This is a genomic window from Erwinia rhapontici (assembly GCF_012271765.1).
GTDB lineage: Bacteria > Pseudomonadota > Gammaproteobacteria > Enterobacterales > Enterobacteriaceae > Erwinia > Erwinia rhapontici.
This window is the reverse complement of record NZ_VRKO01000018.1, coordinates 164,395-188,114: the sequence shown is the minus strand read 5'-3', so window position 1 is coordinate 188,114 and position 23,720 is coordinate 164,395. Positions and strand designations below refer to the sequence as shown.

At 54.4% G+C, this 23,720-nt stretch carries 23 protein-coding genes; 11 read left to right on the top strand and 12 right to left on the bottom strand.

From position 1 onward, the window contains the following. Positions 1–19 precede the first annotated feature (19 nt). Positions 20–1,564, bottom strand: a complete 1,545-nt coding sequence (gene hutH, locus FVB43_RS23750; RefSeq protein WP_133841122.1) for a histidine ammonia-lyase — start codon at positions 1,562–1,564, stop codon at positions 20–22. A 300-nt stretch (positions 1,565–1,864) separates the two neighbouring features. Here hutH and hutC point away from each other — a divergent pair, with 300 nt between their 5' ends. Beyond that, the gene (gene hutC / locus FVB43_RS23745) at positions 1,865–2,611 is read left to right on the top strand and encodes a histidine utilization repressor (protein ID WP_167864889.1); all 747 of its coding nucleotides are present in this window, start codon (positions 1,865–1,867) and stop codon (positions 2,609–2,611) included. On the opposite strand, the gene FVB43_RS23740 is transcribed toward hutC, so the two are convergent. Then, the gene (locus FVB43_RS23740) at positions 2,587–3,144 is read right to left on the bottom strand and encodes a HutD/Ves family protein (protein ID WP_133841120.1); all 558 of its coding nucleotides are present in this window, start codon (positions 3,142–3,144) and stop codon (positions 2,587–2,589) included. The genes hutC and FVB43_RS23740 overlap by 25 nt on opposite strands. Continuing rightward, positions 3,141–4,496 (bottom strand): formimidoylglutamate deiminase, encoded by a 1,356-nt coding sequence (locus FVB43_RS23735; RefSeq protein ID WP_167864888.1) that lies wholly within the window; start codon positions 4,494–4,496, stop codon positions 3,141–3,143. The genes FVB43_RS23740 and FVB43_RS23735 overlap by 4 nt, the downstream gene beginning before the upstream one ends. Positions 4,497–4,577: 81 nt before the next feature. Here FVB43_RS23735 and hutI point away from each other — a divergent pair, with 81 nt between their 5' ends. Together hutI and hutG are read left to right on the top strand one after the other, a co-directional pair. After that, on the top strand, positions 4,578–5,795 hold the full coding sequence (gene hutI / locus FVB43_RS23730; RefSeq protein ID WP_167864887.1) for an imidazolonepropionase: 1,218 nt from the start codon (positions 4,578–4,580) through the stop codon (positions 5,793–5,795). Continuing rightward, entirely contained in the window at positions 5,792–6,583 is a 792-nt protein-coding gene (gene hutG / locus FVB43_RS23725) for an N-formylglutamate deformylase (protein ID WP_167864886.1), read from the top strand. Before hutI ends, hutG begins: the two co-directional genes overlap by 4 nt. A 79-nt stretch (positions 6,584–6,662) precedes the next feature. Here hutG and FVB43_RS23720 read toward each other — a convergent pair whose 3' ends face one another. Beyond that, the gene (locus tag FVB43_RS23720; protein WP_133841116.1) at positions 6,663–7,184 is read right to left on the bottom strand and encodes a 5' nucleotidase, NT5C type; all 522 of its coding nucleotides are present in this window, start codon (positions 7,182–7,184) and stop codon (positions 6,663–6,665) included. Positions 7,185–7,332: 148 nt separating this feature from the next. After that, positions 7,333–7,959, bottom strand: a complete 627-nt coding sequence (locus tag FVB43_RS23715; protein WP_159338096.1) for a flavin reductase family protein — start codon at positions 7,957–7,959, stop codon at positions 7,333–7,335. Positions 7,960–8,112: 153 nt separating this feature from the next. Here FVB43_RS23715 and FVB43_RS23710 point away from each other — a divergent pair, with 153 nt between their 5' ends. Both FVB43_RS23710 and rlmF read left to right on the top strand, forming a co-directional pair. Further along, entirely contained in the window at positions 8,113–8,649 is a 537-nt protein-coding gene (locus tag FVB43_RS23710) for a hypothetical protein (protein ID WP_133841114.1), read from the top strand. A 145-nt stretch (positions 8,650–8,794) separates the two neighbouring features. Beyond that, positions 8,795–9,724: a 23S rRNA (adenine(1618)-N(6))-methyltransferase RlmF gene (gene rlmF, locus FVB43_RS23705; protein ID WP_167864885.1), complete on the top strand. Its 930-nt coding sequence runs from the start codon at positions 8,795–8,797 to the stop codon at positions 9,722–9,724. A 193-nt stretch (positions 9,725–9,917) separates the two neighbouring features. On the opposite strand, the gene glnQ is transcribed toward rlmF, so the two are convergent. From glnQ to rhtA, 5 genes are all read right to left on the bottom strand, one after another. Then, positions 9,918–10,640, bottom strand: coding sequence for a glutamine ABC transporter ATP-binding protein GlnQ (gene glnQ / locus FVB43_RS23700; protein ID WP_133841112.1), 723 nt, complete (start codon positions 10,638–10,640; stop codon positions 9,918–9,920). Beyond that, positions 10,637–11,296, bottom strand: a complete 660-nt coding sequence (glnP, locus tag FVB43_RS23695; protein WP_062746608.1) for a glutamine ABC transporter permease GlnP — start codon at positions 11,294–11,296, stop codon at positions 10,637–10,639. Before glnP ends, glnQ begins: the two co-directional genes overlap by 4 nt. 92 nt (positions 11,297–11,388) lie before the next feature. Continuing rightward, a complete protein-coding gene (gene glnH, locus FVB43_RS23690; RefSeq protein WP_133842094.1) occupies positions 11,389–12,135 on the bottom strand; it encodes a glutamine ABC transporter substrate-binding protein GlnH in 747 nt (248 codons plus the stop codon). 350 nt (positions 12,136–12,485) lie between these two features. Next, a complete protein-coding gene (gene dps / locus FVB43_RS23685; RefSeq protein ID WP_133842093.1) occupies positions 12,486–12,989 on the bottom strand; it encodes a DNA starvation/stationary phase protection protein Dps in 504 nt (167 codons plus the stop codon). A gap of 368 nt (positions 12,990–13,357) precedes the next feature. Continuing rightward, entirely contained in the window at positions 13,358–14,251 is an 894-nt protein-coding gene (rhtA, locus tag FVB43_RS23680; protein WP_167864884.1) for a threonine/homoserine exporter RhtA, read from the bottom strand. A gap of 375 nt (positions 14,252–14,626) precedes the next feature. Between rhtA and ompX the strand changes: the two genes are divergently transcribed. Continuing rightward, positions 14,627–15,136, top strand: coding sequence for an outer membrane protein OmpX (ompX, locus tag FVB43_RS23675; protein ID WP_133841110.1), 510 nt, complete (start codon positions 14,627–14,629; stop codon positions 15,134–15,136). An 80-nt stretch (positions 15,137–15,216) separates the two neighbouring features. Here ompX and FVB43_RS23670 read toward each other — a convergent pair whose 3' ends face one another. Together FVB43_RS23670 and FVB43_RS24960 are read right to left on the bottom strand one after the other, a co-directional pair. After that, on the bottom strand, positions 15,217–16,797 hold the full coding sequence (locus FVB43_RS23670) for a phosphoethanolamine transferase (RefSeq protein WP_159338098.1): 1,581 nt from the start codon (positions 16,795–16,797) through the stop codon (positions 15,217–15,219). A gap of 231 nt (positions 16,798–17,028) precedes the next feature. After that, on the bottom strand, positions 17,029–17,136 hold the full coding sequence (locus FVB43_RS24960; protein ID WP_475395194.1) for a hypothetical protein: 108 nt from the start codon (positions 17,134–17,136) through the stop codon (positions 17,029–17,031). A 179-nt stretch (positions 17,137–17,315) separates the two neighbouring features. Here FVB43_RS24960 and mntR point away from each other — a divergent pair, with 179 nt between their 5' ends. The 5 genes from mntR (at position 17,316) to FVB43_RS23645 (ending at position 23,360) form a co-directional block, all read left to right on the top strand. Continuing rightward, the gene (gene mntR / locus FVB43_RS23665) at positions 17,316–17,765 is read left to right on the top strand and encodes a manganese-binding transcriptional regulator MntR (RefSeq protein ID WP_133841108.1); all 450 of its coding nucleotides are present in this window, start codon (positions 17,316–17,318) and stop codon (positions 17,763–17,765) included. A 126-nt stretch (positions 17,766–17,891) separates the two neighbouring features. Further along, entirely contained in the window at positions 17,892–19,007 is a 1,116-nt protein-coding gene (locus FVB43_RS23660; protein WP_167864883.1) for an SLC13 family permease, read from the top strand. Positions 19,008–19,124: 117 nt separating this feature from the next. Further along, on the top strand, positions 19,125–20,243 hold the full coding sequence (locus FVB43_RS23655; RefSeq protein WP_167864882.1) for an HlyD family secretion protein: 1,119 nt from the start codon (positions 19,125–19,127) through the stop codon (positions 20,241–20,243). Further along, the gene (locus tag FVB43_RS23650) at positions 20,240–21,808 is read left to right on the top strand and encodes a DHA2 family efflux MFS transporter permease subunit (protein WP_167864881.1); all 1,569 of its coding nucleotides are present in this window, start codon (positions 20,240–20,242) and stop codon (positions 21,806–21,808) included. The genes FVB43_RS23655 and FVB43_RS23650 overlap by 4 nt, the downstream gene beginning before the upstream one ends. Position 21,809: 1 nt before the next feature. After that, positions 21,810–23,360: an efflux transporter outer membrane subunit gene (locus tag FVB43_RS23645; RefSeq protein ID WP_159338100.1), complete on the top strand. Its 1,551-nt coding sequence runs from the start codon at positions 21,810–21,812 to the stop codon at positions 23,358–23,360. Positions 23,361–23,720 lie beyond the last annotated feature (360 nt).

The window sequence follows — 23,720 nt, the reverse complement described above, 5'->3', positions numbered from 1 at the left end:
ATTCCTTCTCAATATGGGCTTAGCGCGCGCGTGAGGGTTGCAGGGCGGCGATCATATCCGGCCAGCGATCCGCGCCAGCCCACAGACGCATCTGCTCGATATCCGGTGCCATCAGGCGGTCTTTTTCCAGGTAAGGCACGCGTTCGCGGATGGCGGCGAGCACGTTTTCCAGCTGAGGGGAGCTGTGCAGCGGGCGGATAAAATCAATACCCTGCGCAGCGGCCATCGCTTCGATGCCGACCACGGCAGCGGTGTTAAAACACATCGCGCCCAGACGACGGGCGGCGTAGGTTGCCATGGAAACGTGATCTTCCTGGTTTGCGGAGGTGGGCAGGCTGTCGACGCTGCCCGGATGGGCCAGCGATTTGTTTTCAGAGGCCAGCGCAGCGGCGGTCACCTGAGCGATCATAAAGCCGGAGTTCACCCCACCATCGTTCACCAGGAACGGCGGCAGACCGGAAAGGCCGGTATCCAGCAGCAGCGCCAGGCGACGCTCAGAGATGGCACCGATTTCGGCAACGGCCAGTGCGATGATATCGGCGGCAAACGCCACCGGCTCGGCGTGGAAGTTACCGCCGGAAATCACTTCGCCGGTGTCGGTAAACACCAGCGGGTTATCGGAGGCGGCATTAGCTTCAATCTGTAACACTTTCGCCGCATGATTGAGGTTATCGAGGCAGGCGCCCATCACCTGTGGGACACAGCGAATGGAGTAGGGGTCCTGCACGCGGCCACAGTTGGCATGCGAAGTGAGGATTTCACTGCCTTCCAGAAGCGCTGACACCGCAGCGGCCACGTCAATCTGACCCTGCTGACCACGCGCTTCATGAATACGGTGATCGAAAGGTTTGATCGAGCCTTTAATGGCTTCCAGCGACAGAGCGCCCGCCACCAACCCGGCGGCAAACACATTCTCCCCCTCGAACAGTCCGCGCAGTGCCAGCGCCGTCGACACCTGGGTACCGTTGAGTAGCGCCAGGCCCTCTTTGGGTCCCAGCACAAAGGGCTTCAGCCCGGCGATCGCCAGCCCTTCAGTGGCAGGTATCAGTTTGCCCTGTACGCGGACGTCACCTTCACCCAGCAGCATCAGCGACAGATGTGCCAGCGGGGCCAAATCGCCGGAGGCGCCAACGGAGCCTTTCTCCGGGATGCAAGGCATGATGCCTGCGTTAAACAGGGCGAGCAGTGCGTCGACAAGTTCAATGCGTATTCCTGAATGACCGCGTGCCAGACTGATGACTTTGGTCGCCATAATCACGCGCACAACATCATCTGGCAGCAGATCACCCAGCCCGACGCTGTGTGACAGAACAAGGTTACGTTGCAGCTCGGCCAGGCGCTCCGTTGGAATGGTGGTTTGCGCCAGTTTGCCAAAACCGGTGTTGATGCCGTAGGTCACTTTGCCTTCTTTGACGATCGCGGCCACCGTGGCACTCGCCTGCTGAATACGGCTGCGTGACGTTTCGTCCAGCGCCAGTGTGACACCCCCGCGATAGATCCTTTTAAGGGTGGCCAGGTCCACCTTGCCCGGCGTCAGCAGGCAATGATGCGTAGTCAGTGACATGGTATACTCCTGTATAGACAACTAAGGTTGCTGTGTTTTGTTAGGAAGACGTTAATGAGTGAAACACATGTGTATAGTCTTGTCTATACAACCAGCAAGAGTTGTGCCAGCTGCGTCACAAAAACGATTTCGGAGAAAATGTGTGTTTAACCGGGGATTTTTCCAGCAGCCCGCGCACAGCAGGCTTTCGGGTTTGCACTGCATCAGGGCATCATGCTTTATTCAGGTGCGGTCCGGATGTCTATACATATCAGGTTTTAGCCCGTAAACTTCCGTTATCAGATAATTAAGGAATCCGCTATGGTCGTGCAGACTGCCATTTCACAACTCTCCGCAGCCATGAGCGATCAGCCTGCTCCGATTTACCTGCGTGTTAAGCAGGCGATTATCAGCCAGATCCGTGAAGGGGTGTGGAAAGCCAACCAGCGCGTGCCGTCAGAAAGCGAGCTGGTCAATGAACTCGGCGTCAGCCGTATGACCATCAACCGCGCGCTGCGCGAACTCACCAGCGAAGGGTATCTGATCCGTATGCAGGGGGTGGGCACCTTTGTGGCCGAAGTAAAGGGCTATACGGCAATGCTGGAAGTGCACAATATCGCAGAAGAGATCGCCCAGCGTGGTCATCGGCACAGCAGCAAAATCCTCACGCTGCGCGAATGTAAAGCCGACCCGGAACAAGCGGCTGTTCTGGGATTAGCCACCGGTCAGTCACTGTTCCACTCGCTGATGGTGCATTACGAAAACGAGCAACCCGTACAGCTGGAAGATCGCCTGGTGAATCCGCAAATGGCACCGGATTATCTGCAACAGGACTATGAGCATCAGACGCCTTATACCTATCTGATGCATGTGGCACCGCTGACAGCAGGTGAGCATATTGTGGAAGCGGTATTGCCGGATGCACAGCAGTGCCGTCATCTGGCAATCGAGGCTACGGAACCCTGCCTGTTGATCCGCCGCCAGACCTGGAGCGAGGGCAAGATTGTGACTTACGCGCGCCTGCTCTATCCTGGTTCACGCTATCAGTTATTCGGACGTTTTAAGTGAAGTGTGCCCCAGAGCAACTGCGCATCTTCTGACACCGGGATAAACGCCCCGGCATTGTTCTCCCACCATGCGCCCTGGCCCGCTTTTAGCAGCGTTTGCTGATGCTGCCACTGACCTGAAATCACATACACCACGCCCGCCTCAATCGCCGCAGGTGCAAAGCGCGTGGTGGCAATCCCCGCCTCCGGCAGAAAAGCACTGCGCCGTGCCATGATATTAAAGTCTGTACTGATTTTGCCGGAGAGCCGGGCGCTGATGGCTTCTTCGCCACGAAAGGCGAACGGCTGATGCAGGCTCAACGGCTGATAAAGCTGGTCATGACGATAGAGCGCCACATCCCCGCTGAGCAGCGTAATAATGCGATCGATGCCGGGGAACAGTGAAAAATCACCGTCAGCGGCAATGGTGGCAATGCTAATGCGCCAGTCAAAATCCGCTGCACCGGGTGGATAGCTGACAATTTCCCGCGTTTCACCACCGCCATTACGCCAGCGGCTGGCGGGCAGGCGGTTGCTCTCATACAGATGGATCACTGTAATGCCTCCAGGGCATCACGCAGATCGGCATTAATTGCGGTCTGTTGTGCATGCTGTCCGTCACGGATGCGCTGCTGTCCGGCGACAAACACATCCTGAATCTGGCTACGGTGGCCGGCAAACAGCCAGCGGTTCAGCAGTGAGGTATCCGGGGTGCTGTCCAGCAGGGCATCCCCGGCCAGCACCAGCCAGTCAGCGCGGTAGCCGGGCTGCAGGCTGCCGATCTTCACGCCGCATGCCTGAGCACCACCTGCCAGCGCTTGCTGATACAGCACGTCACCCACTGACGGTTCCTGCGCGGTCACAATACGGTTGCGGCGGCGGTCGCGCAGTCGCTGGGCATATTCCAGCCAGCGCAACTCTTCCACCACATCCAGCGAAACATGGCTGTCAGAGCCAATCCCCCAGCGACCGCCCTGAGCCACGTAGTCGGTGGCCGGGAAAATCCCGTCCCCCAGATTAGCCTCGGTGGTCGGGCACAGACCGGCAACGGCCTGGCTGGCGGCAAGGCGGCGGATCTCCTGTTCGTCCAGATGCGTGGCGTGAATCAGACACCAGCGTGAATCCACGGCAAAGCGATCCAGCAGCCAGCTCACCGGGCGTTCACCGCTCCAGGCCAGCGAGTCGTTGACTTCTTTTTCCTGCTCCGCAATATGAATATGCACCGGAAGATCGGCGGGACTGCTTTCCAACACCTCGCGCATCTGCTGTTCGTTCACCGCACGCAGAGAATGGAAGCACAGCCCCTGGTTGTACAACGGCTGCCCGGCAATCAGCTGGTGCAGGCGCTGCTGCTGAGCCAGATAGGTGTTGGTATCCTGAATAAACCGTTTCTGCCCCGGCTGTGCGGGCTGGCTGCCAAATCCGGCATAACTGTACAACACGGGTAACAGTGTCTGACCAATGCCGCTGCGGTCGGCGGCGTGCATCAACTGGCGCAGCATCGCATCGTCAGGATAGGGCTGGCCATCGGGCTGATGGTGCAGATAGTGGAACTCGGCCACCTGGGTATAGCCGCCTTTCAGCATATCAACATACAGATGTGTGGCGATGGCACCGACCTGCTGCGGCGACAGACGCTGCACCATGCGATACATCAGGTCGCGCCAGGTCCAGAAGCTGTCCTGCGGGTCACCCGCCACTTCGGCCAGCCCGGCCATCGCCCGCTGGAAAGCGTGTGAGTGCAGGTTGGCCATCGCAGGCAGCACGACGCCATTAAGCCGCTGTGCTCCCTCGGGCGTGCTGTTGGCAGCAGTGGCGGTGATCATGCCCTGTGCATCGACATCAATCAGGACATTGCGCTGCCAGCCATCGGCCAGCAGGGCGCGGGGCGCAAAAAAGCGTGTCATGGTTGCTTCCTGTGCAATGAGGTTGTATATACATATACATACTTATGATTCAACAGTAAAGTGCATAACATGGGAGAGCGGATGAACCAGCAACTCAGCTGCGACCATCTTTGGTATGGGGCCGATATTGTCACCATGCAGGATGGGCGTTACAGCATCATTGAGCAAGGCGCCATTGCCGTCAGCGGGGAAGAGATTGTCTGGCTGGGGCCTTATACACACAGTGCGCATATTGCGGCCAGTCAGCGCACCGATCTCGGCGGGGGGATCATCACGCCCGGTCTGGTGGACTGTCATACGCATCTGGTGTTTGGGGGCGATCGCAGCCATGAGTTTGAACAACGTCTGAACGGGGTCAGTTACAGCGAGATTGCGGCCCAGGGCGGGGGCATTTTGTCTACCGTGCGCGCAACCCGCAGCGCTTCCCAGGCGCAGTTAGTGGCCAGTGCCCGCAAGCGCCTCGATCATTTGCTGGCCGAGGGTGTCACCACCGTTGAGATTAAATCCGGTTACGGGCTGGAAATTGCCAGCGAGCTGCGGATGCTGCAGGCCATTCGTCAACTGGCGCAGCAGGTACCTGCACAGATCCAGGCAACCTGCCTGGCGGCACATGCGGTGCCGCCGGAGTATCAGCAGCAGCCCGATGCCTGGGTTGACGTCATTTGTGATCGGCTGTTGCCTCAGGTGGCGGCAGAAGGTCTGGCCGATGCGGTGGATGCCTTCTGCGAGCACCTGGCCTTTTCCCCCGATCAGGTACGGCGGGTCTTTACCGCGGCGCAGCGGCTCGGATTGCCAGTGAAGCTGCACGCAGAACAGCTGTCACCGCTGGGTGGCAGTGCGCTTGCGGCAGAATTTAATGCGCTGTCGGCGGACCATGTGGAATATGCCACTGAAACTGACGTTGCTGCGATGGCGCAACATGGCACCGTTGCCGTACTGCTGCCCGGTGCTTTTTATCTGTTGCGTGAAACACAGCGCCCGCCTGTTGAGTTGTTCCGCCGTTATCAGGTGCCGATGGCGCTGGCCAGCGACGCCAATCCGGGAACGTCCCCGGCTTTGTCACTGCGTCTGATGCTGAATATGGGCTGCACGCTGTTTGGTATGACGCCGGAAGAGGCGCTGGCAGGAGTGACGCTGAACGGTGCGCGTGCATTGGGTCTGGCCGATCGACTGGGTTCGCTGGAGGTGGGTAAGTTGGCCGATTTCGTCCACTGGCCGCTGGCGCGCCCGGCTGAACTGGTTTACTGGCTTGGCGGGCAGTTACCCTGCCGGGTCATCTTTCGTGGAGAAGAACGATGAACGCTTATCAATTCAGCGCCGGTACGCTTCCGCTGCTGCTCAGTATTCCCCATGCGGGCACGCAGCTCACGCCTGAAGTGGAATCCGGCTTAAGTGATGCCGCACGCGGGCTGCCCGATACCGACTGGCATATCCCTCAACTGTACGACTTTGCCCGGGCAATGGGCGTCAGCGTGCTGGTGGGCAACTATTCACGCTTTGTTATCGACCTCAATCGTCCGCCGGATAACCAGGCACTGTACACCACGGCGACCACCGGGCTTTATCCGGAAACCCTGTTTGACGGCTCTCCAACGTTTGCCCCGGGAAAAACACCGATACCGGCACAGCGTGAAGGTTATCTGCAGCATATCTGGCAGCCATATCATGACAAAATCGAGCAGGAGCTGGCGCGGATCAGGCATCAATTTGGTTATGCGCTGTTATTTGACGCCCATTCGATAGCGTCAGTTATCCCACGTTTATTTGATGGCAAATTACCGGATTTGAATCTGGGAACCAACGATGGTGCCAGTTGCCACCCGGAACTGGCGCAACAGCTCGCTGCCTGCTGTGATGCCCAGTCTCAATTTAGCTGGGTGCTGAATGGGCGCTTTAAAGGCGGCTATATTACCCGCGCTTACGGTAAACCGCAGGAGAACCAGCATGCGGTGCAGCTGGAACTGGCGCAGTGTCATTATATGGATGAGCAGCCGCCCTTTGGCTGGAGAGAAGATAAAGCCAGCAGGCTTCAGCCGCTGCTTAAGCAGCTGATCGAGACGCTGCTGCACTACGGAAAATCGCGTTGATCTTTCGGGCGCAACGGTGTTGCGCCCTGATTTTATCTGCCTTACAACAATTTTTATGTCTTACAACAACGTTTCTGTCTTACAACAACAGGGTTTCAATGTCCTGCCAGTTTTCCACGCGTCGGTAGCCCGTCACATGACGGTTATGCGGCGCCGAATAGAGAATGCCTTCCCCGCAGAAATTCGCGAAGTTAATCACGTTATCATCGATCATATAGTCGGCATTGATAATGCTTTTGTTGCCGCAGAACACGATATTGCTGGGTTTGATGGCCGGGAAGTGTTGTTTCAGCCACTGGAATTTAGCGTTGAACGATGTCGGCACTTCCATCGCAGCGGTGGTAATAAAAATCTCGTAATGCTCGCTCAGCCGGGCGATCACCCGCTGACTGTCGGCGATCACGCCCAGGTCGGCAAAGAAGGTGGGGTCGCCGACCAGCTCAAAGATTTCCACCAGTTTATCTTGATCGTCCTGATGCAGATTAAACAGGTTCAGCTCATCCGGCATCAGCTGCTGTGAAAAATGGGCGTTCCAGGTGGCTAATATCTTAGTATGAAAATCAGCGATGACTTCATCCATATCGATGGCGATGCGTTTCATAATCACTCCATGACTAATGTTTTTAGAATTCGCATCATAGCAAAAAAGCCTGCGGACGGCATGTCGGCGTTTGTCATGCCTGCCTCACTGAATGGTCTGCTATCTGACGTTTATTCCATTGCACCTGCCGGGCATGCCCGACTTGTATTTAACCCCGGGCATCCGGCCTGACCATATCAAACTTAAGCGCTTCACTGATGCCGTAATAGGCGGAGGGGCCGCCTGCACGCAGGATCGGTTCTGCTTTTGCCGTCTGATAGATCCCGTCAACCAGCAGATCCTGATCAATATGGATCGCCACCACTTCGCCCAATACCAGCCAGGTCGGGATCTGCTCGCCATCGGCGGTTTGCAACTGAATGCACTGTGAGAGTCGGCACTCAAAATTGACCGGGCTTTCGGCCACCATACTGACGTTTACCAGGCTGGCCGGCAGGGCAGTCAGCCCCGCATAAGCAAACTCATCCTCGCCGTGGGCAAGAGAGGCCGAGCTTTCATTCATCGGAACGGCCAGCGAACGTGTCGCCAGGTTCCAGACAAATTCTCCGGTTTCAACGATGTTCGCCACGCTGTCTTTCCAGCCGCTGCTGGCGAACCCAATCACTGGAGGGCGGTAATTAAAGCAGTTAAAGAAGCTATAGGGTGCGAGATTACGCTGCCCGGCCACATTCTGTGAACTGATCCAGCCAATCGGGCGCGGACCAATGATCGCATTGAGTGGATCGTGCGGCAGGCCGTGGCCTTGTTTAGGTTGATACGAATGACGCGTACGCAAAGGGAACTCCTATAATAATAAAGATAAATATTAATGACTTAAGTCAAATGCATTCAGTTGGGAAATCATTTGAAACATGCAATATATTAGGGGCGCTATCTAAGAAGATATGCCCTTATATTTTTTAAGGAACTTAATTTTAAGGAGCTTTACATGTATTCAAATGCCTCGCGTTTTACTGCAACCCCTCTTCTGATTGCTGCCGCGGTACTGTTTTCGGCTACAGCGGCTACAGCGGCGGATAATAGCGCATTTTTTGATGCCGCATTATGCAAACCAGCCTACACCACCAAGGCTGCCAGCGCGCTCTACAATGAAGCAGAAAAAGTGTCCAAATATCAGCTGGTGGGTGCAATGGCGGTTTACCCGCTGACTGAAGCTGTGGTCAAAGATGGTTACAGCACCAAAGCCTTTGTGCTGGCAGGTACCACCTACGGCGTGCTGGTCGAAGGCAATAAAGCCGATGAGCTGGCGAAAACTTATCAGTTAACGCCTGAGCCCAAAAACCCGATGATCGTGGCGACCAAAAGCTACATTCGCGTATTAGCCGATGCCGACCAGCCTTCACCGGAGATGGGACGCGTGGCGATCACGGCACGTGAAGCGCAGGGGATCCCGGGTAAGACACTGCTAAGCTGCGAATTTACGTCATTAGCCGATCTCGAAGCGATGAAAGCGATGGCGAAATAGTCAGCACAAAAATCAGGGCCGTCAGGCCCTTTTTCTCTCAGCAGGCGCTCCCCACCCGCAGGCACAACGCGTGAATTATCTGCCAGTGGTTTACCATTAATAGCGCAGCAGGTATCTTACGCGTCTGCTGATAAGAGAATGACTGATGAAAACCCCTGTTGAAAAAAATGTGCTTCACCCCCGTAACCGTCATCGCGGTCGCTACGATTTTGCCGCGCTGATTGCCAGCCATCCCTCCCTGGCACCTTTTGTCGCGGTCAATAACTGGGGCAGCGAGTCCGTGGACTTCGGCAATCCCGATGCAGTTAAGGCGCTGAATCAGGCCCTGCTGAGCCATTTTTATCAGATCGCTCACTGGGATATCCCGGAAGGTTTCCTTTGCCCGCCAGTGCCGGGACGTGCCGATTATATTCATCATCTGGCTGACCTGTTGGCGGAAGATAACCGCCGCGTGGTGCCGCGTGACATTAACGTGCTGGACGTCGGCTGCGGTGCAAACCTGATTTATCCGTTGATTGGCCACAGCGAATACCAGTGGCGCTTTACCGGCAGTGAAGTCAACGAGCAGGCGATGGCCTCCGCCAATGCGATTATCGCGGCGAATCCGGGCCTGAACCGTGCCGTTCGTCTGCGCCGTCAGAAAGACACTAACGCGATTTTTAAAGGTGTGATTCACAAAAGTGAGCTGTATCAGGCCGTACTGTGTAACCCACCGTTCCACGCATCCGCAGCCGATGCCCACCAGGGCAGCCAGCGCAAGCTGCGCAACCTGGGGCTGGATCGCCACTCTCCGTTGAACTTCGGCGGGCAGCAGGACGAACTCTGGTGTGAAGGCGGCGAAGTGGCGTTTATCAAGCGCATGATTGAAGAGAGCGCCAGCTTCGGCCGTCAGTGCGTGTGGTTCACCACGCTGGTATCACGCAAAGAGCATCTGCCGGAGCTGTGGCGTACGCTGGAAGAGGCGGATGTTGCTGCCATGCGTACCGTTGAAATGGCGCAGGGACAGAAGCAGAGCCGCTTTATTGCGTGGAGTTTTATGGAACAGCCGCAGAGAACGCGCAACCTTAATCTTTAACCTTGCCGCTGTGTGAGTCGGCCCGTTTCGTTTAAGCGGGCGTCAAACACCCTGTTCGTGTGCGCGAATCCTCTTCTCCTGTAGTGGCGATCGGCAGAAAAGTATAGACCGTCAAGACGGTGTGAAAGAGAAAGGAGAGGTTTTGAGACAAAGACGAAAAGCAGGGGCGAACGCAGGTTCGCCCCTGAAGGGATTACGACACGTGCTGTAAGAACTCACGCAGACGGGCGCTTGGCGGGTTGGAGATCAACTCGTCAGGGTTACCGTCTTCCGCAATACGGCCTTTATCGATAAAGATCAGGCGCGATGCCACTTTCTGCGCAAAGCCCACTTCGTGGGTCACGATGACCATGGTCATGCCTTCTTCAGCCAGGTCCTGCATTACTTTTAACACTTCGTGACGCAGTTCCGGGTCAAGCGCAGAGGTGGGTTCATCGAACAGCATCATTTTCGGCTTCACGGCTAGCGCACGGGCAATCGCCACGCGCTGCTGCTGGCCACCGGACAGCTCGGAAGGGAAGTGGTTAGCACGTTCAGCCAGGCCGACTTTACCCAGCAGTTCCTTCGCCAGACGCTGAGCATCGGCTTTCTTCGCACCGCGTACGCGGATAGGACCGAAGGCAACGTTGTCCAGCGCACTCATCTGTGGGAACAGATGGAACTGCTGGAATACCATGCCCGCTTCCTGGCGGATCAGACGATCGTCCACTTTCGGGTCGTTGACCTTTTTGCCATCAACAATCAAATCACCGCTGGTGATCTCTTCCAGTTTGTTGATGCAGCGCAGCAGTGTGGATTTACCGGAACCCGATGGGCCGATAATCACCACCACTTCGCCCTGGTTTATTTTCAGATCGATGTCATGCAGGACCTGAGTAGCACCGAAGTGCTTGGAAACATTTTTAAATTCAATCACAGGATTTTCATCCTTCTCTCAAGGCGACGCAGAACGAAACTCAGCACCAGCGTAATAATCAGATAGATAACCGCAACGGCGCTCCAGATTTCCAGTGCGCGGAAGTTACCTGCAATAATTTCCTGTCCCTGGCGGGTCAGTTCTGCCACACCAATCACGATAAACAGTGAGGTGTCTTTGATGCTGACGATCCACTGGTTACCCAGCGGTGGCAGCATACGGCGCAGCGCCAGCGGCATAATCACGTAGCGCAGCGTTTCACGGCTGGAGAGGCCCAGCGCCAGGCCGGCTTCACGGAAGCCACGGTTAATCGACAGCACAGCACCACGCGTAATCTCAGCGATGTAGGCACCTGAGTTGATCATGATGGTCACCACCGCAGCAGTGAACGGGTCGATTCTGAAATCGGGCAGTGCCATTGGCAGTGCGAAATAGATAAACATCACCTGCACCACGATAGGGGTGCCACGGATCAGTTCAATGAAAACCAGCGCGATGTTGCGTGAAAGCCAGCCACCGTAGGCGCGGGCGAAACCTGCGGCCAGACCGATGATCACACCGCCAAGCAGACCGAGGACCGAAATCCACAGGGTCATTTTGGCACCTTCAAGCAGGATTGGAATAGCAGGCCAGATGGCGCTCCAGTCAAACTGCATGTTTATTCTCCGGATCTAAAACAGTGTGTTGATGTGGAAAAAACGCAGGAGCAACACGCTCCTGCATTTAAGGCGTTACCGATATTTTCTTATTATTTAGGTTCGCTGCCGAACCATTTTTTGTACAACGTATTGTAGGTGCCGTTCTCACGCAGTGTTTTCAGTGCGCCGTTCACTTTCCCACGCAGCTCATCACTGCCTTTCGGGAAGGCGATACCGTACTGCTGTGCTTCAATTGACTCACCTACAGCTTTGAACTGGCCTTTGCCTGCGGTGTGGATGAAGTAAAGAATGTTTGGTGTGTCGTGCAGGACCGCGTCAGCACGGTTGGTACCCAGTTCCATATAGGCATTGTCGATGTTCGGGAACTGACGCAGATCTTTAAATTTGATGTGCTGTTTAGCGTAGTCAACCGATCCGGTGCCGCTCTTCACTGCAACCACTTTGCCATTCAGGTCATTGATGCCTTTGATGGCATCGTTACCCGCTTTCACCATCACTAACAGGCCGCTTTTGTAATAGCCGTCAGAGAAGTCGATCGCTTTTTGGCGCTCTTCAGTAATGGTGATACCGGCCAGAGCCAGGTCAACGTTACGGGTTTGCAGCGCAGGAATGATGCCGCTGAAGTCCATTGGCTTCAGGGTGTATTCCATGTTCAGTTGTTTGGCAATCGCATCCCACAGGTCGATGTCGAAACCGACATATTTATCACCCTGTTTGAATTCAAAAGGCACGAAAGCGGTATCGGTAGCAACAACCAGTTTTTTGTCAGCAGCCGTGGAAGACATCGCAAACGCCAGCGTCAGCGCTGCAAGAGAAACCTTAAAAATTGACTTCATCATTTTATCCTTATCGCTTCTCGGGAAAGGTCTTTCCCGATTAAATGCCCGCAGCCCTATGAAAGAATCGTGCCAGTTTTGCAAAAACAATGAAAAACAGCAAGTTAAATGCGATTTTTCTTAAGCTCATTGACAGGGTTCAGGGTGGTGCACAATTTTGGTGCCCCATTATGGTGCGCTGTGTCTATGGTGGTGCATCAGCAGTTTTAGCAAATTACGGGATAAAAACAACAGATAGTGTCGGGGGGGATTAATTTAATGTCACAGAGTTCTTACTTTAGCAACATTTTGGCAAAAAAAAGGCAGATGGATCACCATCTGCCAGGAGCTGAGCGGAATCGTCAGTGCGATTATTCGATGTTAGATTCGATAAACCACAGGAATTTATCCAGATCGCGTGATGCGGCGGTGAAGATGTCGGCAGAGTCTTCATCCGAGACTTCACTGATAGCTTTACGCACGTCATTAGCAACGATGCCATAACGATCGGCCAGCGCTTTCAGGTGATCCTGCACGCTGTGAATATTCAGCGGGTAGCTTTTCAACGGTGTTTTGTCGGCAACGATCTGCGTGGTGCCCAGTGCCACGCCACCCAGCTGCACAACGCGTTCTGCAATGGTATCCTGGTGGTCGGTGATCGCAGTGCGGAAGCCATCAAGCATCTCGTGGACGCCAATAAAGTTTGCTCCGCGCATGTTCCAGTGCGCCTGCTTGGTGATCAGCGACAGATCGATAAATTCAATAACCAGACGATTAAGCACCTCAATGGTGGCTTTTTTCTCGTCATCGGCCACGTCGTTACGGGTGTAAATCAGATCAGAAGATTTTGCTTTAACCAGTTTAGCGGTACTCATCATTAATATCCTCTTGATAGTCAGGTTGTCCTAATTGAATACGGGATTAAGTATAGCACTGGTTTTTAATTTTGTTGGAAAGTTAGTGCCTATTGATTGAATAGTGCCGGCCTGTTGACAGAATAAAGACAGAGAAGGGTGAGGTTAAATAATGATGCGAATGATTTTTGTTTATTTTATTATTCTATCTTTCTGTTTTTAAAGGATAATTTTTTTAATTTTGCATTAAGTGATTCATTTTTATTAAAATTATAACTGGATGTTTCTGATGAGGTAATTAACCAATTTGTCACAATTCGCGCTGTGGAATTAAGCATGGAGGATGTCATCACCTGCGGGAGATACATTTCCCGCAGGCAGGGTGCCGTTTATTCTCTTAATTCTCCCACCGGGTCAATGTCCTGCTTTGCCGGGCGCATCGTCAGGGTTGAACCCGCCGAGGCGGTAATAATCGCCAGCAGTGCCAGCCACTGCACCAGCGTCAGTACTTCACCCAGGAACAGCATGCCAGAGATAGCCGCCATTGCCGGTTCCAGGCTCATTAACGTACCAAAAGTCCGTGCAGGCAGACGTGTCAGTGCGACCATTTCCAGTGAGTAGGGCAGAGCACTGGAGAGCACCGCAATCGCCAGGCCAATGGGGATCAGTGATAAGGTCCAGATCCCGGGGTTGGCATACGCCAGGCCCAGAGGTACAAACACCAACGCGCCAATCAGGGAGCCTGCCGCGACGGTGGCCGGGCCGTGCTGGCTACCCGCACGTTTGCCCGCCAGAATATACACTGCCCATAGGGCGCCAGCGGTCAGCGCATATATCGCACCAAGCGGGTCTATGCTATCAATGCTATGCCCGATCGGCAGCAGGAAGAACAGCCCCAGTACGGCCAGCCCGACCCAGAGAAAATCCAGGGGTCGTCGTGATCCTGCGAGCGCCAGCACCAGTGGGCCGGTAAACTCCAGTGCCACGGCAATACCCAGCGGTACAGTGCGTATCGATAAATAGAAGGAATAGTTCATTCCGCCCAGCGCCAGACCGTAGATCACCAGTGGCAAGATCTGCTGACGGTTGAAACGCAACCGCCAGGGTTTGAAGATCACGCAGAGAATAACCGTACCCAGGCCAAGACGCAGGGCGGTAATGCCTGGTGCACCGACGGTAGGAAACAGTGTTTTGGCCAGCGCAGCACCACCCTGAATTGACGTCATGGCAATCAGCAGCACCAGCACGGGTAACCAGACAGCATTTTTTACGTGTGAAGACATCCTGTATTCCAGCCTTAATTGATCCGTTTCGAAGATAAACGCGCTGTGACAGTGTACTGGAAGGCGCTGTTAAACCCAGTGAGGGGAAAAAAATAAGTGAAAAAAACAGAAATTTTGTCAGAAAACAGGGCCAGTTCAGTAAAGAACTGTCAGATTTGATTAGGATTTATCTCAATGAAGCTTTTTTTACAGTCGATAAAAATAGAATGAAAATGGCAATAATCATAAGAAAAAAGAATGACATAGAAAGCATCATTAACTTTCTGTTACACCAAACATTCTGTTAGACAACAAAATCAGGGCAGAGTTTCTCGCTGATTTTTGTTATATTTCCAGCGTTGTCAGGAGAGAAGTACTTTCACATTTGAGGTGGTTATGAAAAAAATTGCATGTCTTTCAGCATTAGCTTGCGTACTGGCAGTATCTGCTGGTTCAGCAATGGCGCAGAGCACCGTTTCCGCTGGTTACGCTCAGAGTGATTACCAGGGCGTAGCTAACAAAGCTAACGGCTTCAACCTGAAATACCGCTACGAGAACGGCAGCGATGCACTGGGTTGGATTGGCTCTTTCACTTACACTGAGAAAGACCGTACCGATGCAGGCGACTACATCAAGGGCCAGTACTATGGCATCACTGGTGGTCCAGCTTACCGTCTGAACGATTGGGCAAGCATCTACGGTGTTGTGGGTATCGGCTACGGCAAATACCAGTACAACGAACCAAACCGTGAAAAATATGATTCAAGCGACGTAGGCTTCTCCTACGGTGCTGGCCTGCAGTTCAACCCAATCCAGGACATCGCTCTGGACGTGGGTTACGAGCAGAGCCGTATCCGCAGCGTTGACGTTGGCACCTGGACTGCTGGCGTAGGTTACAGCTTCTAAGTTGCTAACCGCAAGTCCGGATTACCGGACTGACGTTGAAGAATCCGCCCCTCGGGGCGGATTTTTTTTATGTGAATGTCCTATTTAGCAAAATGATCCTGCGGCAGTTGATTAAACGGCAGGCGCTTCAGTGCAAAGTTAGTCACTTCAATCGGTGGCGCTTTCTCTGCGGATACAAAGCGATAGCGTGATGTAATTTCCCTCGTCTCAATCCCCGTCCACTGTGAGAACAGCATCAGGAAATCATTGGCTGAGCGCGGCGTAGTAATCATCTGATGACGACTGTCGTTACTTGAGCTGATAAACATCGGCACCTCAAAGTTCTGACGATATTTATCATCGTGAGTCAGATACTCGTTACGCGTCCCTTTCTCTTTCAATGCCAGGCCGTGATCGGAAAAATAGATCATCGAAAAAGTCAGGCCGCTGCTGTGTAACTGCTCCCAGAGCTGCTGCAGGAAACCATCGGTCTGCGTCATGCTGTACAGATAACATGAGGTTTCCAGCGAATGCAGACGTTCGACAAAGCGACCACGCGTGCGATCACAGGCCTTCGGATGCGAGCCGACAAGGTGATACACCAGTAAGCGAGGACGATCGACCGGACGTGCCAGTGCACCTGGCGTAAAACTCAGCAGGTCTTCATCCCGCGTGTTTTTATCCGCTTCAAAGTCGCCGCTTTTAAGGAAATGCACATTTTTGGCTCGCTGAGCAATGCTGGCAATCGGCGTATCATATTGACCAATCTGGCCCTGGTTCGACATCCACCAGGTATCAAAACCAGCGCGGTTAGCGAGAGTAATGATATTGTTCTGGTATTCAGGGTTACCGTCCACCACCTGATTAAGCGTCAAGCCCAGCGATTTCTGAGTGGAAGAGGCCGCCGAGGTATAGCGGGTGAAAAACTGGCCGTTAAGCTGGCTGGCAAAAGGCGTATTATCCCAGTGCCCGCCAAAGGCACCCAGCGCATCACGACGCGCGCTTTCCCCAATGACCACCACATAAATCTGCTGCTGGGGTTTGACGCTTAACACATGCCAGTCGTCTTTCAGCGTGGCCAGCTGGTTCATCCGGTCGATCTCTTTATCGACAGAAAACTTACTCTCCAGCGTATCTTTCACAAAGCGCACCAGTGGGAAACCGGTATCCTTCAGATTAAACACCCCGCCCGTCAGCTGATTCATCACTGGCTGTGTCACCCACGCCACCAGTACGAAAGCGAGGCAGGCACTTTCCGCGTGCCACCAGCGCTGTTTTTCCAGTGGTTTACGCCTGAGCGCCAGCAGCCCGGCGGCCAGAATGGCCATGCCAATAAAATAATCATGCAGTGGGAAGATCAGCATTATTTCACTGGCTTCTTCCACATTGGTCGCGTGCAGTGCCAGCAGGGTATTAAAATTGGGTGGGCCATAAACCTGACCAAAAGGGTAATAGAACCCGGCCATCAGTACACCGACGGCAATCAGCGTTTTCTGTGTCTTCGGGGCAACCGCCGCCAGCAGCACCAGCAGTGCCGTAAAGGCCAGACTGTATAAACCGCTTAACGGGTAACCGAATGCCAGATTAATCAGAACGGATAAAAGTAAATACAGCCCAACGTACGGGCTAACCCAGGCACGATAACGGCCTGCTGTAGCAGTTTTAATTAATGTCAGATTCATTATTGGTTCTTATTAGGGAAAGCTATAGCGACCATTCAGTTCGACGCTGAAGTGGCAAACTGCCTGATACAACTCGTAAGATCATGGGGGAAGGGGTGGGGTGGAGCCCGATCGGCCTGCATTCTTTACGAAAGGCTGGCACGATAATCGCTGTTTTGCCGAAAGGCAACCAGCATCATCAATAAGTTCTGTGAAGTGACAAACAAAATAGTCGGAACAAGGGCTGAGTGGTTAAGAAGCCTGACGGGCAGGCTTCGAATTCACCAGCATTTCCAGCAGCATCAGTCGGAGTGTAAACGGCGAACGGCAAAAGAGTTTTAATAGCAGTGGTGTTTTCATCTGATGTCCCTCCGGTCAATCAGGATATGCGCGAATTATCATCAGGTATAGCACAGGCTATACCCTATAGCCATAGCTAATACGCTAAATTTTGTGCTTGCCTGCGGTTCGTTTACAATGTGGCACACAACAGACCGCTGCCTGCTATAATGCAGCGGTTGATAAGAAGAGGAAGCTGAATGAGTCGTCGCGCAAAAGTGGCAGTGCCCGCGCCACTGAAAGATATTGAAGAGCATGTCGAGGGTTTCCGTCAGGTACGTGAAGCGCACCGTCGTGAATTAATCGATGACTATGTAGAGCTGATTTCTGACCTGATCCGTGAGTTTGGTGAAGCCCGCCAGGTGGATATGGCTGCTCGCCTGGGCGTGTCGCAGCCAACGGTGGCAAAAATGCTTAAACGTCTCGCCACAGGCGGGCTGGTTGAACAGGTACCTTACCGGGGCGTTTTCCTGACACCGGAAGGGGAAAAACTGGCTGAAGAGAGCCGCGAGCGTCACCATATTGTTGAAACCTTCCTGCTGGCACTGGGTATCAGCCCGGATACCGCACGCCGCGATGCGGAAGGGATTGAGCATCACGTCAGCGATGAAACGCTGGCCATCTTTAAAAAATTTAGCGAAAGTCGTTAATCACCTTCTTCCCCCATCACTGGCGTTGCCTGCGACAGCCCTGAAGAACCTTACCCCATCCAGGGACGGTCGGGCGTATGCTGATGCAGCGTCAGGGATAAAGGGGATATCACAGGGCGCGCCAGCATGACTTCTCTGCTCAGACCTTTTTTGCACGATCGTTTTTTGCATCTGTTGGTGGTTCTGGGGCTGCTGCTGGCCTGTTTTGTGCCTTTCCGCCTGGCAGAACTGCCTGGTGCCGTAGACTGGCCCACCATTATCACGCTGAGCGGCTTGCTGATGCTGACCAAAGGCATTGAGGCCAGCGGTTATTTTGATGTGCTCGGGCGTCGTCTGGTGCAGGGCTTTCGCCACCAGCGCCAGTTGGCGCTGTTTCTGGTGGCTGCTGCCGCACTGCTCTCAACGTTCCTGACCAACGACGTTGCTCTGTTTATTTTGGTGCCGCTGACGCTCTCTCTGCGAAAGTATTCCGCGCTGCCGATTGCCCGGTTAATTATCTTTGAAGCCCTGGCGGTGAACGCGGGTTCGCTGCTTACCCCCATCGGTAATCCGCAAAATATCCTGCTGTGGCGCCACGGTGAGGCAGGCTTTGCCGGTTTTATCTGGCAGATGTTACCGCTGGCCGGATGGCTGGTGCTCAGCCTGCTGTTACTGACCGCCTGCTGTTTCCGCGCGAAGAAGATTGAGCAGCATCAGACGTCAGAGGATGCCCCCTGGCAGCGCCGGTTGCTGTTCGCCAGCGCGCTGCTTTATCTGCTGTTTATTACGGCGCTGGAACTGGATATCGCCGTCTGGGGGCTGGTGCTGGTGTTTGCTACCTTCCTTGTGCTGGCGCGTCGCATCCTGTTAAGCATCGACTGGAGCCTGCTGGTGGTGTTTATTGTGATGTTTATCGATGTCTTCCTGCTGACAAAGCTGCCGCTGGTACAGTCCACCCTGCATCTGGCCGGGCAGCTTCCGGCTGGCGGGCAGTTTTTGCTGGCTGCGGGGCTGTCGCAGGTGATCAGTAATGTCCCTGCCACCATCCTGCTGCTCAGCAGCCTGCCGCCGTCGGTGCTGCTGGCCTGGGCGGTGAATATTGGTGGGTTTGGCTTGCTGCCAGGCTCGCTGGCCAACCTGATCGCGCTGCGCATGGCAAAAGATCGCGCTATCTGGTGGCACTTCCACCTCTATTCCCTGCCGATGCTGGTGTGGGCGTTAGTCAGTGGCTGGGGGCTCTATTTGTTTATTCATGCGAACTGACGTCAGGCAATTCCGGATTTGTCAGGAAACCCTGGCATTTGTCAATTTTGGCCCTATGGTTATACCAGACTGAATCATTGCGCTCGCTGAACCCGGGCGCACTCACCGACGGATACTATGGCTAATCAAACCTCCTCTGCACCTGATGATGAATCCCAGCATCAGTCTGATGCTGCGCAAAATGAAGAAACTCCACGCCAACGCCCCGGTAAAAAGCCTCTGGTTATTCTGGCGATAGTGGTTGTCGTGATGATTATCGTGGCGCTGTGGTTCTGGCTGACCACGCGCAATATTGAAACCACCGATGATGCTTTCACTGAAGCGGATGCGGTGACCATTGCGCCGAAAGCCTCTGGCTATGTCACCGAGCTGCGGGTTAAAGATAACCAGCGAGTGAAGAAGGGCGATCTGCTGGTAGTGATCGATCCGCGTGATACCACTGCCCAGCGCGATCAGGCGAAAGCGCAGCTCGGCCTGGCTCAGGCACAGCTGCATCAGGCGCAGGCTCAACTGGAACTGGCACGGGTACAGTACCCGGCACAGAAAGACCAGGCGCTGGCACAGCTCGCCAGTGCGCAGGCCAATTATATGAATGCTCAGGCTGACGATAAGCGCCAGCGTGGCGTCGACCCGCGTGCCACGTCACAGCGCAATATCGATACAGCAAACGCCCAGTTACGCAGTGCCAGAGCTGAACTGGCGAATGCCCAGGCGCAGGTTGAAGTCGCTTCTCAGGTGGCTTTGCAGATCCGTCAGCAGGAAACCAATGTTGAAGCGCGGCAGAGCCAGGTTGAACAGGCACAGGCACAGCTCAATACCGCGAATCTGAATCTCTCTTATACCGAAGTCCGTGCCCCTTACGACGGTTTTGTCACCAAACGTAATGTACAGGTGGGGACGCTGGTGCAGGCTGGCTCGTCGCTGTTCTCACTGGTATCACCGGACGTATGGATTGTGGCTAACTTTAAAGAGTCGCAGCTGGCACGGATGAAACCGGGCGACAGAGTGGAGATTGGTGTCGATGCCTGGCCGGACCTCAAGCTGGAGGGACATGTCGACAGCGTACAGATGGGCAGTGGTTCCCGCTTCTCTGCTTTCCCTTCTGAGAATGCTACTGGCAACTACGTGAAAATCGTGCAGCGCGTGCCGGTGAAAATCGTGATTGATAAAGGGCTGGATCCGAACCATCCGCTTCCGATTGGTCTGTCGGTTGAACCTAAGGTCACGCTGGAATGAATCCCGGCCAGAACTGGAAGCCCGCCAGTAACCCCTGGCTGGTCGCGATGACCGTGACGCTGGCGGTGTTCATGGAGATCCTTGACACCACCATCGTTAACGTTGCCCTGCCGCATGTAGCCGGATCGCTCTCGGCCAGTTATGACGAATCCACCTGGGTGCTGACCTCCTATCTGGTGGCCAACGGCATTGTGCTGCCGATTTCAGCCTTCCTGAGCCGCCTGTTGGGCCGTAAGCAGTTTTTTCTGATCTGTATTGTGATGTTTACCGTCTGCTCATTCCTGTGCGGCATTGCGACTGAACTGTGGCAGATCATTCTGTTCCGCGTATTACAGGGATTCTTCGGCGGCGGGTTACAGCCTGTGCAGCAGTCTGTGCTGCTGGATTATTTTAAACCTGAGGATCGCGGTAAGGCGTTTGGTCTCTCCTCCATCGCGATTATTGTGGCACCGGTACTGGGTCCGACGCTGGGCGGCTGGATCACCGACAACTACAGCTGGCGCTGGGTATTCTTTATCAATATCCCGGTGGGGATCCTCAGCGTGCTGGCGATTTATCAGTTGCTGGAGGATCCGCCGTGGGAGCGTAAATGGGCGAAGGGCAAGCTGCGGGTCGATTACATCGGCATCAGCCTGATTACGCTGGGTCTGGGCTGTTTACAAGTGATGATGGACCGGGGAGAAGATGAAGACTGGTTCCAGTCGGGGTTTATCGTTACCTTCGCGCTGTTGGCGCTGACCGGGATTGTCGGAGCGATTTACTGGTTGCTGTATGCCAAAAAGCCGGTGGTCGATCTGCACGTGCTGAAAGATCGTAACTTTGCGGTGGCCTGCCTGCTGATGGCGGGTATGGCTGCCATCCTGTATGGCAGTTCGGTGGTTATCCCTCAACTGGCACAGCAGGACCTGGGGTATACCGCCACGCTCTCGGGGCTGGTGTTGTCGCCCGGGGCGGTGCTGATTGTGCTGTCGATCCCGCTGGTGCTGAAGCTGATGCCCATCGTGCAGACGCGTCTGCTGATTGCCTTTGGCTTTGCATTGCTCGGGGTGTCGTTTATCTACTCATCGACCCTGACGCCGGATATCGACTTCACCACGCTGGTCATCATGCGCAGTTTCCAGACCATTGGCCTCGGCTTCCTGTTTGTACCGCTGACCACCATCGCGTTTGTCACTATTCCGCAGCGGCTGAATGCCGATGCCTCGGCGCTGTTTACCATGTTTCGTAATGTGGCGGGATCGATTGGTATTTCGCTATCGACGGCGATGATCACCGAACGCTCCCAGGCGCGTAGCGCGCAACTGGTACATAACATGACCCCACTCAATGAGCCGTTTAACCTGACGGTTGAGCGTTGGGCCCAGGGCGTCAGGGACTATGTGCATATGGCGGGTGACCCGGTGACCATCGCCACCGGGCAGTTGTATAAACAGATGATCGTGCAGGCGCGTTTCCTCGCCTATATCGATGTTTTTATGGGCCTCAGTATTGTTGCCCTGGTCCTTATTCCATTTTGTCTGTTACTGGCGCCTATCAAGAGCCAGGGCAGTGCAGGAGCACACTGACATGAACGTTCCTCCTTCTTTTTTGCGTTCGCGCAGTGGTGGGCTGATAGCCGTTGCACTGATGCTCAGTGGCTGTGCCGTTGGCCCGGATTACCAGGCGCCGAAGCCCGCCACACCGGAGCGTTTTAACAGTATGCAGCCGGACGGTATCTCCGCGCCGCTGGCGGCAGCGACTAACCCGAACTGGTGGAAGTCATTTAACGATCCGCAGTTGGACAGCCTGATCGCACGTGCCATTAAAGGCAATTTATCCCTGCAGCAGGCGGTACTGCGTATCGCTGGCGCACGTCAGCAGCTGAACCAGGCACGCGGTGCCTGGGCACCTTCTGTGAACGGTAACGCCCGTTTTACCCGCCAACAGTTGGGCATTAAAGGCGAATTGGAGTCCGAAGGGGTCTACGACCAGATTGACCAGGCGGGAAGCGAAACCGATTTAAAACCGGCGCTAGACAGCCTGTCTAAGCCGGTCGGGCTGTATCAGGGCAGTTTTGACGCTTCGTGGGAGCTGGATCTGTGGGGCAAAGTGCGTCGTCAGGTCGAAATGGCCGATGCGCAGCAGCAACAATCGGTAGAAAACCGTAATGATGCGCTGGTGTCACTGGAGGCCGAAGTGGCGCGGGCTTACCTGCAGCTGCGGGGCGCGCAAGCCATTACCCGTACCCTGCAAACACAGATTGACGTGGCGGAGCAGACACTGGAGCTGACGCAGAGCCAGCAGCGTAATGGGCTGGCACCGCAGACCAATGTGGAGAACTCCCGCGCCCAGGTGAATTCACTGCGCGCTCAACTGCCGCAGTATCAGGCGCAGATCCACCAGGCGATGAACGGTCTGGCCGTGCTGACGGGCAGAGTCCCCGGCGCACTGGATGCGGAGTTAATGACCGCCAAACCGCTGCCGGCTCTGCCGAAAGCGGTGCCGGTCGGCGTACCGTCTGAGCTGGCGCGTCGTCGCCCGGATGTGCGTGAAGCGGAAGCCAGCCTGCACGCGGCGACCGCCAATATTGGTGTTTCTGTGGCGCAGCTATTCCCCAGTCTGTCACTGACCGGGCAGTTTGGCATGCGTAACAGCGATGCCAGCTATCTGGATAACTGGAGCAGCCATTTCTACAGCTACGGACCGTCCGTCACCATCCCGATCTTCCAGGGGGGGCGGCTGGTATCCAGTGTGAAGCTGGCCCGTGCGCAGCAGGCGAGCGCGGCGCTGGGTTATCGTCAGACGGTGCTGACGGCGTTGCAGGATGTGGAAAATGCGCTGGTCAGCTATCGCAGTGACCAGCAGCAGGTGGAAGGGCTGGATGACACTGTGGCGGCGTTACAGCGTGCCTTTACGCTGGCCAGCGACAGCTATCGCCAGGGGATCTCGACCTTTATTGAGGCGCTGGATGCACAGCGTCAGCTGGCGCAGGCGCAACAGCAGGCGGAACAGGCACGGGTACAGAGCACGCTTGACCTGGTCGCGCTGTATAAAGCGCTGGGCGGCGGCTGGGAAGCGTATCAAAACGTGAACATGCCGGATTATTCGGTATTTGGCCCCGCAGAAAACCCACAGTAAGTTTTTATCTTTCTAAAAAAACGCGGCTCTCATCAGGGGCCGCGTTTTTTTGGTTTGAATCTCATCGCCTTTTTTCCTCAAAAAATGCAAGAAATGAGAGTTTACTCCATTTCACTCTTTTAACCTGTGTAAGCCATAACGATGGAATTCCTGTTTATTTTCATTATGTTTGACCATAAATGAGAGGCCTGTTCTGCGAAAAGAGAGTTTTTTATGATTCTATGATAATTGATTATCATTTTCTTAATTTGTTGTAATTAATGGAATTTATGAAAGAGATTTACGAGATTATCTGTTTTTTGGTTTGATATTTTCCTATCATTTCTTTATTTCAAATGAAATGAATAATGATTATTTCAT

Coding starts and splice junctions, on each gene's coding strand:
- hutH (WP_133841122.1), bottom strand. CDS start 1,564: ATGTCACTGACTACGCATCATTGCCTGCTGACGCCGGGCAAGGTGGAC.
- hutC (WP_167864889.1), top strand. CDS start 1,865: ATGGTCGTGCAGACTGCCATTTCACAACTCTCCGCAGCCATGAGCGAT.
- FVB43_RS23735 (WP_167864888.1), bottom strand. CDS start 4,496: ATGACACGCTTTTTTGCGCCCCGCGCCCTGCTGGCCGATGGCTGGCAG.
- hutI (WP_167864887.1), top strand. CDS start 4,578: ATGAACCAGCAACTCAGCTGCGACCATCTTTGGTATGGGGCCGATATT.
- hutG (WP_167864886.1), top strand. CDS start 5,792: ATGAACGCTTATCAATTCAGCGCCGGTACGCTTCCGCTGCTGCTCAGT.
- FVB43_RS23720 (WP_133841116.1), bottom strand. CDS start 7,184: ATGAAACGCATCGCCATCGATATGGATGAAGTCATCGCTGATTTTCAT.
- FVB43_RS23710 (WP_133841114.1), top strand. CDS start 8,113: ATGTATTCAAATGCCTCGCGTTTTACTGCAACCCCTCTTCTGATTGCT.
- rlmF (WP_167864885.1), top strand. CDS start 8,795: ATGAAAACCCCTGTTGAAAAAAATGTGCTTCACCCCCGTAACCGTCAT.
- glnP (WP_062746608.1), bottom strand. CDS start 11,296: ATGCAGTTTGACTGGAGCGCCATCTGGCCTGCTATTCCAATCCTGCTT.
- glnH (WP_133842094.1), bottom strand. CDS start 12,135: ATGAAGTCAATTTTTAAGGTTTCTCTTGCAGCGCTGACGCTGGCGTTT.
- dps (WP_133842093.1), bottom strand. CDS start 12,989: ATGAGTACCGCTAAACTGGTTAAAGCAAAATCTTCTGATCTGATTTAC.
- rhtA (WP_167864884.1), bottom strand. CDS start 14,251: ATGTCTTCACACGTAAAAAATGCTGTCTGGTTACCCGTGCTGGTGCTG.
- ompX (WP_133841110.1), top strand. CDS start 14,627: ATGAAAAAAATTGCATGTCTTTCAGCATTAGCTTGCGTACTGGCAGTA.
- FVB43_RS23670 (WP_159338098.1), bottom strand. CDS start 16,797: ATGAATCTGACATTAATTAAAACTGCTACAGCAGGCCGTTATCGTGCC.
- FVB43_RS24960 (WP_475395194.1), bottom strand. CDS start 17,136: ATGAAAACACCACTGCTATTAAAACTCTTTTGCCGTTCGCCGTTTACA.
- mntR (WP_133841108.1), top strand. CDS start 17,316: ATGAGTCGTCGCGCAAAAGTGGCAGTGCCCGCGCCACTGAAAGATATT.
- FVB43_RS23660 (WP_167864883.1), top strand. CDS start 17,892: ATGACTTCTCTGCTCAGACCTTTTTTGCACGATCGTTTTTTGCATCTG.
- FVB43_RS23655 (WP_167864882.1), top strand. CDS start 19,125: ATGGCTAATCAAACCTCCTCTGCACCTGATGATGAATCCCAGCATCAG.
- FVB43_RS23650 (WP_167864881.1), top strand. CDS start 20,240: ATGAATCCCGGCCAGAACTGGAAGCCCGCCAGTAACCCCTGGCTGGTC.
- FVB43_RS23645 (WP_159338100.1), top strand. CDS start 21,810: ATGAACGTTCCTCCTTCTTTTTTGCGTTCGCGCAGTGGTGGGCTGATA.